The organism is Bacillus cereus group sp. N24, assembly GCF_016483345.1.
Lineage (GTDB): Bacteria > Bacillota > Bacilli > Bacillales > Bacillaceae_G > Bacillus_A > Bacillus_A toyonensis.
In genome coordinates, this window is the sequence record NZ_JAEHCA010000021.1 from 20,150 (window position 1) to 33,701 (window position 13,552).

Sequence of the window (13,552 nt, forward strand, 5' to 3'; positions counted from 1 at the left end):
CCTTCTTGCATTGTTATATTTTTAAGTTTAAACTGCCTACTATTCGTAGACTACAAACTTCTATCGATTTAGTTGCTGAATCATACTGCGTGTATAACCTCCAAATTTTTTCGTTAAACCATCTACCATTTTAATACTTATGGCGGTAAACACTATACCCATAAACATTATAAGGAGTGACTTTGGAAAAGTATCTATCTGTATGAAAATAATATTCATATCGATGTATCGATACAATAGTGGTGCTAACAGGAACATAAGTGGCATTACATAAAAAATGATTGCACTAATGAGACTGAAAATGCCAATCACAAATTTCTGCATTAACCAAAAGACAGCAGACCAAGTGCGGCGATCCGTAAGTCCTAATTTCACTTGAGCCCAGTCCGATGTATCCGTTGTTACACTTCTATTGTAAGAGTCTGTCGAAATATCAGTATAAATTTTCGTTTGTATGCGCTCGAATTGGATAAAAGTTGTGGTAGTTTGTAGTACGCGTATAATTAATGGAATCCCAACTACCGTAAATGAAAGGGTGAAACTGAATAGCAGAGCTATTAAGTAAAAACAAAAATAAAACAAACCTGTAATGAAAGTTAGTAATAAAAAATAACCATTCTGGATGAATCTTGATCTCATAAAGTGCATCGCTCCTATCTATGTAATAACCGCATCATACTGCTTTTTTTGTCAAACTCACTAGTGTAAAAATGTCATATGACATTTTTACATGATGATAAAAGGGGGGATTAGCCTATTCTTAGTTAAAAACAAGATTATTTTATTAATCATCTACAAAATAATCCCGTTCTTGGATCAGCAAGAAGGGATTGTTTTGTACTTTTATTTAATATGAGATGGACTTGTTTTTCGGATATGAAAAATAATATCGAATTGCTCAAGCAATGAAGTATCAAAGTATAACGAACCGTCTGGGAGGAGTTGTCCCCCTATACTTAGTAATGGCCTTTTTGCTCTAACCCATTTCTCTGCATGTCCTTTAAGGTGACGGTTATCCAATAAAAACATTTTATATGGTACTTTTCCGAGGGTGTAATTGAAACTTTTTACATTTTGTGGAATAGTATCTGTTGCAATCTTACCTCCGGTGGAAGGATTATATTCGCTGTATAAAGTGAAATTTCCCTCCGTAGTTGTACTACCAATTGTGACATAATTATTGTCTAAACGTTCCTTCAAAAACTGCCCCGCAGCATCAGGGTATAATTTCTCATCGATAATTCCTTTAGCCATATGAATATTGTGTGCCCATACCATAGTTTTACCACCAAATGTCTCTTGTGCCCACATTGCATGATCGGCCAAGTATTGCTCGTGTAGCTTTATTACATTTGGGTAGTCATTAGAAAGCAGCATTGTGGTAAATTTCTCTATTGCATTCGCTGTTGCTTTTACCCAGATGTACTCGGATGAACCTACATCTTTGTTTGTCTGTTCCTTCTCATCTTTTAGTAATTGGGCTACTTTCTCAGCGTTTGCCTTGAACTTTGCTTTCATTTCAGGAGCAAGATTCATATATTCCTGTATACTTCCAGTGAAAGAAGAAAGATCTTTATAGTTTTCTTCTACTTCTGCCCGCAAATCTGGTCGATGCTGCTTTACATAATCAATTACTTTATTAAAGACACTTTGGTCCATTGTTTTTAAGTCAAGTCCGATAAATTGGATTTTCTTTTTATTGGATGGATCAGCATTATAATCTTTCATCCACTCAATCATGGCAATAATTTCATCAGTAGGATATAACAATTTCAAAAACTCCCTAGGGTTTCCTTTTCCTGTTTGTATATATTCATTTAACTTTAATCCGTTTCCCCAATCTTCTTCCATTGTGAAATTTGTAAAACCCATCTCAGTAACCAAATATTTCACAAGTCGAAACTTCATAGTGAAAATTTCAGAGCTTCCATGAGTATTCTCTCCTAATCCTACATATTGTGCGCTCCCAATCATTTTCTTAAGTGGTTTTAAATCCTCAAATGGTTTTGACGGTTCTATCGTTTTTAATGGATGCGCCTGTGATTGTATTGATTTAACGATATTTTTTTGGATTGATTGAGCTGAATCTTCAACTGCAACCGTTTGTGCTTTTCCTACTTCTCCACCTCCTGCGACTAATATAGCTGTACTAACCATTGCAACCATTCCACAATACCTCTTTTTTTTATTCATTTTTTTCACCTCAATTGAATTATTTTCAAAAGCAAGATTGATTCATGTACTTGCACGAATCAATTGCCGTAATTCAATTTTTATTTATTCCATATCATATTTTCTAGTTACATATTGTCACAAGATTATTTGACACAGGTCATAGGTTAAACATTACAGTTTCGTACTATCGGTTATGACAACTTATGAAGAATAATTACATGATTGAATCGTAAGTAAGGCTAGATTATGAATTTAAGAGGGGGGGATTGATTAATCAATATGAAAAAACATCTTCATTCTGTGTTGTATTTCTCGAAATGACAGGAAGTTGATTAGATAAACAAATTAATAAAAGGGGAAGGACGGATTACAATGATATTACATGCAAAATCATTCCACAATATGGATAAAGTCCAACGTGCTAAAAAAGGACTTCAACTGTTTTTAAGTATTTTGTTCATTACTTCTATTCTTTTAAATGTAGTAATAATGATTACGAAAAGCATGCCGCTAATTGTGGTATATATGTTTACTCCTGCAATTTCTTCTATTCTAACTCGTATCATACTGCGAGAAGGCTTTAAAGATGTATCTTTTAGTCTAGATAACTTAAAGATATGGAAGGGGATTGCTTTGGCCCTGATAATACCTATGATAATATGTGGAATTACATATTCGATTGCCTGGTTTAGCGGATTTGCGAGGTTTCAGCTCCCACAAGGTGGTATGCTAGAACCTATCTACAATATACTTGGACTTCAGTATCTACCGATACCATTACGTTTCATTTTTATAGTAGTATTGAGCGGAATTTTAGGAAGCTTGCTTAACTTAATCCCAGTTATGGGAGAAGAGATGGGTTGGCGGGGTTATATGCTCACAAGGCTAGTCGATGCGGAATTTTCACGTCCAATCCTTATTAGTGGATTAATATGGGCAACATGGCATGTCCCAATTGTTATTGCTGGTCTATATGTAGAGGGAACATCTGTCTTTCTCTCTGTACTTGGCATCTATTTTTGTATTGTACCATTCAGTTATATTACAGCTTATTTACGACTTATCACAGGTAGTGTTTGGCCGTCGGTTATCATCCACACCACTTGGAATGCTATTATTCAAGGGCCTTTTGCACGTGCAACTACAGGATATCAATTAGAGATTTGGATTGGAGAATCTGGCTTGATAACCGCTCTTATTATTTCGATTACTGCAATAATTGTGTATCGGATCATAAGGTTTACTAAACGTGTATAACTTTGAAATAAAAGTATGATATTTAAAAAATGTAATTTTGTTACTTTTAATTGAGCATTCACAGCATGGGATAGATTAGGAGAGTCCTCAACCCATATTTTAAAATCTTGAGTAAATGAATCCGTCTCGCTCCAAACATAATTATGTTTGGAGCGAGACGGATTCTTATATGAGAACTAATCGTAATATCAAATCACATTTTTTTACTTCAAGGACATATAGAAAAGAGAAGATATCTCATCTTTTGAAATGTAGTAGCTAATTTAGATGTGAATAGATTTAGAATTATTTATAAAATCATGAAATCTAGAAATACCAATTACAATGTTACGAAAGACGAATTAAGAGAGGATACTTGGATAATGCAACTCTACCTATTGTGAAGCAATAAAGAAAAAGCGTATAATATTATAGTTATCCCATTTTTGGGAGCGACCCGCGAATGATAAATAAGATTGTTGTTTTATCATCGCTTCTAAACATAAATACAATGAAAGTAACACTGGAATACAGATAGGGAGTTATACAATGAAATTAATTATTGCCGAGAAACCAGATCAAGGTTTGGCTCTTGTTTCACAGTTTAAATATCGCCGAAAAGATGGATATTTAGAAGTAGAAGCAAATGAGTTATTTCCAAATGGAGCGTACTGTACATGGGCAATTGGTCATTTGACGCAGTTATGTAATCCAGAACATTATCATGCAGAGTGGAAAAAATGGTCACTTAATACGTTACCGATGATTCCAGAACGTTTTCAATTTGAAGTAACAAAGTCAAAGTATAAGCAATTTAATGTAGTGAAACAGCTGTTACATAATCCGGGGGTAACAGAAATTATTCACGCAGGCGATGCTGGGCGCGAAGGGGAATTAATTGTACGAAACATTATTAATCTTTGTAACGTGCAAAAGCCGATGAAACGTCTTTGGATTTCATCTTTAACGAAGCAAGCCATTTATCAAGGATTTAAAAACTTACTAGATGAAGCAGATACGATTAATACGTATTACGAAGCATATACAAGATCTTGCGCCGACTGGGTTGTTGGTATGAATGCATCGCGTGTTTTTAGCATTTTGCTAAAGAAAAAGGGAATGAATGATGTGTTTTCCGCCGGACGTGTACAAACACCGACACTCGCATTAATCGTAAAGCGTGAGAAAGAAATTGAAGACTTTAAGTCAGAGCCGTTTTGGGAAGTGTTCGCAACCTTTAATATTGAAGGGAAGAAATATGATGGGAAATGGGAGAAGGATAATGAATCCCGCTTAAAAGACCCTGATATGGCGAATAAAATTGCGGCTTTTTGTCAAGGGAAACCGGCAGAAGTGAAGGAAATGAAAACGGAGCGTAAAGAGTTTCAGCCGCCGCTTTTATTTAATTTATCAGCACTGCAAGCGACAGCAAATAAAGCTTTTAAATTTTCGCCGAAAAAGACGCTTGATATAACGCAAGCACTATATCAAAAAGGGATAGTTTCTTATCCACGTTCGGATTCTAACTATGTTACACAAGGAGAAGCAGCGACGTTCCCTGATATTTTACAGAAATTAAGTCAGTTTGATGAATATAAAGGTTTATTACCGGCTCCGGTTGAATCGATTATGAACAATAAGCGTTATGTGAATGAAAAGAAAGTTACAGATCACTACGCAATTATACCGACAGAACAAGTTACCAATCCAAGCAAATTATCAGGCGATGAAAAGAAAATTTACGATATGATCGTAAGACGACTTATTGCGGCGCATTATGAAGTAGCAATCTTTGACTACACAACAATTACAACTCTTGTAGACGAACGTGCTGCGTTCATTTCGAAAGGAAAACAGCAAATACAAGAAGGTTGGCGTAAAGTTATTTTCCAAGACGATAAAGATGACGAAACGATTCTTCCAATTGTAGCTGAAGGTGACCAAGGAAAAGTTGTAAAGGTGAAAGTGAAAGAAGGAAAAACACAGCCACCGAAGCGTTATACAGAAGGACAACTTATTACGTTAATGAAAACGGCAGGTAAGTATTTAGAGAATGAAGAGCTGGAGAAAGTATTAAAGAAAACAGAAGGTTTAGGTACGGAAGCGACTCGTGCCGGCATCATTACGATGCTGAAAGACCGTAAATATATAGATGTGCAGAAAAACCAAGTGTATGCGACTGATAAGGGAAAAGTATTAATTACAGCAATCGGCGACAAAATACTAGCTTCACCGGAAATGACTGCAAAATGGGAACAACGTCTTGCAGAAATCGGAGAAGGTACCGCTTCACCAGCTACATTTATGGAACAAACGAAAAAGCTATCAGCTAAAATTATTGAAGATGCGGTAGAAATGTCGGAGAAATGGGATTTCACTGGATTACATGTTGAATCGATTGAGCGAAAAGGATCGAAATTTACGACAGGTAAAAAGGTTGGAAGTTGTAAAAAATGCGATGGTGATGTAATTGATAAATCTACGTTTTACGGTTGTTCCAATTACAATACAACACAATGTGACTTTACCATTTCAAAGAAAATATTAAGTAAAACAATTTCGCAAAAGAATATGACAAAGCTCTTAAAAGGTGAGAAGACCGATTTAATTAAAGGCTTTAAAAAGGGCGAGAAAACGTTTGATGCGAAGTTAGAGTGGAAAGATAATAAGATTAATTTTGTGTTTGAGAATTAAGTAGTTTCAAGAAGTGACAAAGCTCTTTCCCGAGTAAAATGTTCTGTATTCGATTTGAAAATATAGATAGAAAAGAAAAAGCATGACAATTTTATGTCATGCTTTTTTATTTTATATTTACAGGGTTTTGTATACTAGCACTAAAATTTATTTGAAATAATTGTTTGAAAAGATGGTATGAAATAGCGTTAAGTAGCAATAAAGTTATTTAATTTACAATAAAGTCTTTTAAAATATAAAAAAGTTGTTTAAAGATCCTTCTTTAACTAAACGGCAGTTTAGTTTTAATACAATGTTTGTTTTAGCATTTAACCAAAGTGATAGAAGGTCAAAGAAAAGGCAGTAATAAAGAAGTGCCATTCCTAATGTGGACTGGCACTTGATAAGGTGCAAAATTCATTATTTGATTTCGGCTGAGGAATTTGATTCATCTATTTTTCCTGTACTTTATTATGATTCCTTAGGCAGCCTTTTCTGTTTTAAATACCCATTGTTGGAGAGGTGGTTGATAATACAGTATCATCCACCCTAAAATTTTGCCGATAAAATAGGCGGCAATTAGTGTGCCGATTCCTATTGAGCCTAATGATTGAATGAAAATTATACAGAGTGCACCAGCTACACAAATGTTTATTAAATCGCTCAAAATTTTTGCTTTACCGAATTTTAAATTAAATTTTTCACTAATTGCATAAGTTAATGCATCATACGGCATTAATGGTAGTTTCGCTGTTGTATAGCCCATTAAACCGACCGCTATAACAAATAAACTAACAATCAAATATACACTTCGAGCAAGGAGAGTTTCAGGTGCAGGGAAAAGTTGGACAAGGAAGAGCGTTGCATCCATGAAAAAACCAAATAAAAACGAAATAATGAATTGACTCACAAATTCATTTAACTCCATTCGTTTACTTAATATCACTTGAATAATAATGTATAAAACATTTGCAAGCGCCATTGTCACACCAATCGATAAACCAATCGTTAGCGTACTTGCATATGCTAATGATGACACAGGCGATACACCAAATCCTGCTTGAATCGACATGCTAATGCCAATCGACATAAAAAACAACCCGAGCACGTATAAGAAGATGCGCTTCAAGGTTCTGTTCCAATGATTCATAGTATCTCTCACTTTCTAGTTAATATTATCAATATAAAGACTATAGCTATAGAATTAAATATAATGCCAAATTCGACATATGAATAATATATATATGATAAACTAATCATATCAAAAAACATATGACGGAGAGATACAATGGATTTCAGGCAATTATATTACTTTAAAGAAATTGTGAAACAAGGAAGCATTTCTAAAGCAGCAGAAGTGCTCCATATCGCGCAGCCCCCGCTTAGCCAATTATTAAAAAAGCTTGAAACTGATCTTGGCACAACTTTAATTCATCGATATCGTCAAAAATGGGAGCTTACAGCAACAGGTGAAATACTATACCAATATGCCAATCAAATGTTAATGCAAATTCAAGATGTAAAGCAGCAAATTCAAGAAATTGAACAAGGTATAGGCGGAACAGTAAGTATCGGTGTATCGTCTACATGTTCGAATATGCTCATTGACTATGTTAGTACGTTTAGAACACAATACCCTAATGTCAAAATAAAAATAGTAACTGGAAATTCAGAAGAATTATTAAAAAAACTAGAACAAAGAGAAATTGATGTTGCCTTACTTTTACGATTGGGCAATAGTGAACAATATGAGATGAAAATATTAAAAAAACAACCAACCGCTGTGATTATTCCATCAAGTTGGGCAACATCGTTTTCATCACAGCATGTGACGATTGAACAGATTGCCCAGTTCCCATTCATTATGCTAGGAGCAATGGAAGGGCTCTCCTTCAATGAAGACCTTTTCAAGGTGTTTGATGAACATCAAGTCAAGCCAAATATCATTATCGAGTGTAAAGATATACGGATGGTTGTAGCACTTGTTAGTAGAGGACTAGGATTATCCGTTATTCCAAGAATGGATTACACATCATCATTTTTAGAACATACAACGCTTTTTGAATTGAAACAATTTGATTTTCATTTAGAACCTGTAATAGTAAAATTAAAAGACCAAAGAATTTCCAAAGTAGCATCTCAATTTTGGGAAATGGTTGATTAGGAGATATGAACAAAGCAAAAATAGTCTTCAATCAAGTAATAAAGACATCTTACGAAAAATTGAGCCGGGATAAAAAGTTCTTTACTTGAGGAAGTTTCAAAACTGACTGTAGCTTACACCGATGTTTATAAAAAGTTATAGAGCATTTCTTTGAATGAGGAATGCTTTTTGTTTTTGCTTGGAATAAAAATATACAACAAAAATATCACCTAAAATAATAAAATTTTATTGTAAAACAATAAAATTTATATTAAAATCAAAATCAGAATAAAAAAGCGAGTTGCTTTTTATGGAAAAGGTAACAACGTTGTTTTTTATAGAGGAGGTAAAACTATGAACAGTCACAATTTGATTATTGAAAATATGGATAACCCTCATGAGTTGGAGAGAATGTATAGAAAAGACCCGAAAGCTTTTAAAAAGTCATTCTCACAAGCATGGGAACAAAATCCGGATTCTCAGGTTCTGGGTATTTGGTATGAAAGATTACATTTCAAGGAGAAGGGAAATACAAGAAAGCCCTCCTTGATTCAAAAGGGTTTCTTATTCATGGGCATGTTAGCTATTCTAGCCGGATTAAGCACCAGAATCATTTTCCACTTTGTCGAACAGGAAGCAATTGCTCCGATTAATCTGGCTTTTGGTATAATCCCTTTTATTGCTGCCTATTTTGTTTACAATAATACTCCGAAAAAAAGTATTATTTATTCCCTTGCAGCGTTGTTCCTAATTTCTGGGCTTTATCTTAATATGCTGCCATTAAATGATAAAGACAGTATTATCCTTGCTTATTTACACCTTCCTATATTCTTATGGGTATTGGTAGGGCTTGCGTTTACAGGAAATGAATATTCAAAAGGCAGTACAAGGTTAGCTTATATTAAATTTAATTTGGAATATTGTATTCTTTACGCCAGCATGGCAGTTAGCGGAATGATACTAGCAGTATTCACCATGCGGTTATTTAGTTTTGTTGACTTGGATATAGGAGAGTTCTATTTTAGTAATGTTGTTTTATTTGGTGCTGCCGCTCTCGCTATTGTGGCTGCATACTTAGTATCAATGAATCTTAAGTTTGCTAAAAATATTACCCCCTATATAGCTAAAATTTTTAGTCCGCTTGTCCTGATCACCTTGTTGATCTACCTTATAACGGTTATATGGGTTGGGAAAAATCCATTTTTGGACCGCAATTTCTTGATGGTCTTCAACGGAATACTTCTTGTTGTATTGGCTGTTACTATATTTTCCATTGTTGAGAGCGACTCAGATGAGAAAAAGAACATTTCAGATTATATAAATTTTGTCTTAATTGTTCTTGCGCTTATTATTGACAGTGTGGCTTTGTCAGCTATCGTGTTCAGACTTTCTTCCTATGGTATTACGCCTAATAGACTTGCTGTTTTAGGAGTAAATATACTGATTTGGACAAATCTAATTTGGATTATGCTCTCTTATATGCGTTTTCTACAAAATAAATCCGGACCTTTACCTATCCAAGATGCCGTTACGAAGTATTTGCCAATCTACGGACTTTGGGCAGCGTTCGTTATATTTACTTTTCCTATCCTTTTTAATTAAAAAGGATCTGTTAATGTAACGAAAAGTCAATCTTCTATAATGTATAAAATTTTTAGAGCCGATAATTCAATTTTGCATTTATATAATTTCTCGACAATAAAAAACGTCCCAAAGTGGGACGCTTTTTATTATGCGTATTGCCGTTTTTTCTTAATAAGTAACAACACTTGTGAAACAAAAGCAAGTACTGGTAACTCAATTAACGGTCCAATAACGAGTGCAAGTGCGATAAGAGGCTCGTCTGGAAAAGCAGTCACAGCAATAGCGAGCGCAACAGGCGAGTTTCTTGCTAATGTTGTTAAGCTTAAACTTACTGTATCTTTATAAGATAAATGCAGGATACGCCCGATAAATTGTCCTAGTAAAAAATTAATGATGAAGAACAATAGAACAGGAATGAGTAATAATAAAACAACATTCATATTTTGGAGTAAATATTTACCTTGTGATGCAAACATCGCTACAATTGCTAAACTTAAAAATACAATTTGAGCAGAGCTGAAAAACGGAATGATTTTATTCTCGAGTGTTTCAGCTTTTTTCATTTTATTCATAATGAATTTTGTAGCATGTGCAAGTAAAAATGGTAAGACGATAACGATTACGATACTTTCTATTAGAATAGAAACCGCTACAGTCTTCATTACACCGGCAAATAAAAATAAATAAACGGGTAGCAATAATACTTGTAAAATTAAATTTACAGGCAAAATCGCTGTGGAAAGTGCTACGTTTCCTTTCGCTATTTCAGTGAATATTAAGTACCAATCTGTACATGGAGTAACCATTAACATTATAAACCCAACCCAAAGTGCTGGGTGATCTGAAAGAAATAATGCACCTAATCCCCAGGCGAGGAAAGGCGTCCATAAAAAATTAATGGTAAGGCTTGTTCCGGCAAATTTTAAATTGCGAAATCCGTTTTTAATCTCTTTCAATGGGATGCTGAGGAATAATCCATATAGCATGAAAAATAAGAAGGGGACAATAAATTTGTCTGAATACATATGTATGATATTAAATTGTCCGAGTACAATGCCACATGTAACAGCAAATAGAATAATAAAAGTTTGAATCTTTTCTATAGTGCTCATGAATAAATCCTTTCTAAATATGAATTTCCCTCTCTAAGTTAATTATACAAGTAATAAAGTCGTATTTGGTGTTTAATTATTATTTTTAATTCGAGATTTTATTTTTTTATTAAAAGTTACTTGACTAAAGTAAGTTACTATATTACAATCACTTACATAAGGTAATTGAATAACAAAAAGTTATAGATTCCTGAAATGAAGGTCTCTATTGGAACTTTTTCTTAGAATAAGAATTTTTATGATGATGAATAATGAATATGAAAAGAAAGATTAGGTGAAGCAAATGGGACTATTTAGCTCATTATTTGGTAAAAAAGAAGAAATTACGAAAGTAGAGGAGAATAAAACTATGTCAAAAGTATTATTTGTAAAAGCGAACGATCGTCCAGCGGAGCAAGCAATTAGTTCAAAAATGTATGAAACATTTGTAAGTACTTATAAGGAAGCGAACCCAAATACAGAAATTACAGAGTTAGATTTATTTGCATTAGATCTTCCTTATTACGGAAATATCGCAATTTCAGGTGGATATAAACGCAGTCAAGGAATGGAGTTAACAGCTGAAGAAGAAAAGGCTGTAGCAACAGTAGATAAATATTTAAATCAGTTTTTAGAAGCTGATAAAGTTGTATTTGCGTTCCCATTATGGAACTTCACAGTACCCGCACCATTAATCACATATATTTCATACCTTTCTCAAGCTGGAAAAACGTTTAAATATACAGCGAATGGTCCGGAAGGTTTAGCTGGTGATAAGAGAGTAGTTGTACTAGGTGCTCGTGGTTCAGATTATTCTTCAGAGCAAATGGCTCCTATGGAAATGGCGGTTAATTATGTAACAACTGTACTTGGATTTTGGGGAATTACAAATCCAGAAACAGTGGTAATTGAAGGACACAATCAATATCCAGATCGCTCACAACAAATTGTTGAAGAAGGTTTAGAAAACGTTAAAAAAGTAGCTGCGAAATTTTAATTACTGATAGTAAATGGAAAAACCAACATGGATGACCATGTTGGTTTTTTAGTCTATATTCTATGTTAAAAAATGTATATTCATAAAATAAAAGAAAAGTTTGAAAATAGTATTGCAAAATATTATATAACAAATTATAATGAGTTCAAGAATAGTTGATACTCAAATTAAATATTCAGAAAATTCAATTAGTTAAAATTGGAAAATGAGATAAGGAAATTTGAATGGGGGTTATATTATGGCGAATAAAGTACCGTTTTCGTTCATAGTAGTTATTGGATTAATGTTATTTGCACTATTTTTTGGAGCCGGAAATTTAATTTTCCCAGCTATGCTAGGTCAATCGGCAGGAGAGAATGTATGGATTGCTAACGCTGGATTTTTAGTAACAGGTGTTGGATTACCATTACTAGGTGTACTAGCATTTGGTTTTTCGGGTAAAGATGATTTACAGTCATTAGCAAGTCGTGCTCACCCAGTATTCGGGATTGTGTTTACAACAGTTTTATACTTAGCGATCGGTCCGTTATTTGCAATACCAAGAACGGGTAATGTTTCTTATGAAATTGGTCTTAAGCCTTTTATGCCAGAAGGATTGGGTTCTACACCTTTAATTCTTTTCACAATTATATTCTTTAGCATCACTTGTTTTTTTTCGCTAAATCCTGCGAAAATTGTCGATATTGTTGGAAAAATATTAACGCCAATTAAATTGACATTCATCGGTATTTTAGTAATCGTTGCTTTTATTCATCCAATTGGAGATATGCAAGCACCAGTGGAAGGGTATACATCACATGCATTCTTTAAAGGATTCCAAGAAGGATACTTAACAATGGACACGCTTGCATCATTCGTATTCGGAATCATCATCATTAATGCAATTAAAGAAAAAGGTGCGAAAACGAAAACACAGATTATGGTCGTTTGTGCAAAAGCGACAATCATTGCAGCATCTATTTTAGCAATTATTTATACAGCACTTTCTTATATGGGAGCTTCAAGTGTTGCGAAGCTTGGACATTTAGAGAACGGCGGAGAAGTATTAGCGAAAGTTTCTAATTACTATTTCGGATCATATGGTGGAGTATTATTAGGATTAATGATTACAGTTGCTTGTTTGACAACTAGTGTGGGACTTGTATCAGCATGTTCTTCATTCTTCCATAAGTTATTCCCAAATATTCCTTATAAAGCAATTGCAATCACGCTATGTGTATTTAGTGCAATTGTTGCAAACGTAGGATTAACACAATTAATCGCAGTTTCTGTTCCAGTATTAACAGCAATTTATCCACTAGCAATTGTATTGATTTTCTTAACATTCTTCCATTCACTATTTAAAGGAAGAGCTGAAGTTTATCAAGTGAGTTTAATTGTAACATTTATCATCAGCTTATTCGATGGATTAAGTGCAGCTGGAGTTAACATTGAAGTAGTAAGCCAAGTGTTCACTAAATTCCTTCCGATGCAGGAAGTAGGATTAGGCTGGATCTTCCCAGCGATTATCGGCGGATTTATCGGATATGGCATTAGCGTTTTAAAAGTGAAAAACCAAGTTCAACCTGCAACTAGAGCGGACAAAAAAATAAGTTAATTGAAAAAGTTATAGAACTTGTTTCTATAACTTTTTTTGTTACTATTAATAAGGAG

The 13,552-nt window shown here is 34.0% G+C and carries 10 protein-coding genes; 6 read left to right on the forward strand and 4 right to left on the reverse strand.

Annotated features, from left to right (window positions below):
- Positions 1-60: 60 nt before the first annotated feature.
- Positions 61-639 (reverse strand): sensor domain-containing protein, encoded by a 579-nt coding sequence (locus JDS95_RS23425; RefSeq protein WP_001257621.1) that lies wholly within the window; start codon positions 637-639, stop codon positions 61-63.
- A gap of 204 nt (positions 640-843) precedes the next feature.
- Positions 844-2,166 carry an erythromycin esterase family protein gene (locus JDS95_RS23430; protein WP_000226291.1) on the reverse strand — a complete coding sequence of 441 codons (1,323 nt, stop codon included), beginning with the start codon at positions 2,164-2,166 and terminating at the stop codon, positions 844-846.
- 381 nt (positions 2,167-2,547) lie between these two features.
- On the opposite strand from JDS95_RS23430, the gene JDS95_RS23435 reads away from it, so the two are divergent.
- Positions 2,548-3,432: a CPBP family intramembrane glutamic endopeptidase gene (locus tag JDS95_RS23435; RefSeq protein WP_000600477.1), complete on the forward strand. Its 885-nt coding sequence runs from the start codon at positions 2,548-2,550 to the stop codon at positions 3,430-3,432.
- A gap of 528 nt (positions 3,433-3,960) precedes the next feature.
- Positions 3,961-6,105 carry a DNA topoisomerase III gene (gene topB / locus JDS95_RS23440; RefSeq protein ID WP_000766748.1) on the forward strand — a complete coding sequence of 715 codons (2,145 nt, stop codon included), beginning with the start codon at positions 3,961-3,963 and terminating at the stop codon, positions 6,103-6,105.
- A 460-nt stretch (positions 6,106-6,565) separates the two neighbouring features.
- On the opposite strand, the gene JDS95_RS23445 is transcribed toward topB, so the two are convergent.
- Positions 6,566-7,234: a YczE/YyaS/YitT family protein gene (locus JDS95_RS23445; protein ID WP_033660475.1), complete on the reverse strand. Its 669-nt coding sequence runs from the start codon at positions 7,232-7,234 to the stop codon at positions 6,566-6,568.
- A 138-nt stretch (positions 7,235-7,372) separates the two neighbouring features.
- Here JDS95_RS23445 and JDS95_RS23450 point away from each other — a divergent pair, with 138 nt between their 5' ends.
- Together JDS95_RS23450 and JDS95_RS23455 are read left to right on the forward strand one after the other, a co-directional pair.
- A complete protein-coding gene (locus tag JDS95_RS23450; RefSeq protein WP_000347549.1) occupies positions 7,373-8,248 on the forward strand; it encodes a LysR family transcriptional regulator in 876 nt (291 codons plus the stop codon).
- A 333-nt stretch (positions 8,249-8,581) separates the two neighbouring features.
- Positions 8,582-9,829, forward strand: coding sequence for a DUF4153 domain-containing protein (locus JDS95_RS23455; protein ID WP_199690809.1), 1,248 nt, complete (start codon positions 8,582-8,584; stop codon positions 9,827-9,829).
- A 128-nt stretch (positions 9,830-9,957) separates the two neighbouring features.
- On the opposite strand, the gene JDS95_RS23460 is transcribed toward JDS95_RS23455, so the two are convergent.
- Positions 9,958-10,923, reverse strand: coding sequence for an arsenic resistance protein (locus tag JDS95_RS23460; RefSeq protein ID WP_097837281.1), 966 nt, complete (start codon positions 10,921-10,923; stop codon positions 9,958-9,960).
- Positions 10,924-11,206: 283 nt separating this feature from the next.
- On the opposite strand from JDS95_RS23460, the gene JDS95_RS23465 reads away from it, so the two are divergent.
- Positions 11,207-11,899, forward strand: coding sequence for an FMN-dependent NADH-azoreductase (locus JDS95_RS23465; protein ID WP_085449919.1), 693 nt, complete (start codon positions 11,207-11,209; stop codon positions 11,897-11,899).
- 238 nt (positions 11,900-12,137) lie between these two features.
- Positions 12,138-13,496, forward strand: a complete 1,359-nt coding sequence (brnQ, locus tag JDS95_RS23470) for a branched-chain amino acid transport system II carrier protein (RefSeq protein ID WP_001284763.1) — start codon at positions 12,138-12,140, stop codon at positions 13,494-13,496.
- The last annotated feature ends 56 nt before the right edge of the window (positions 13,497-13,552 follow it).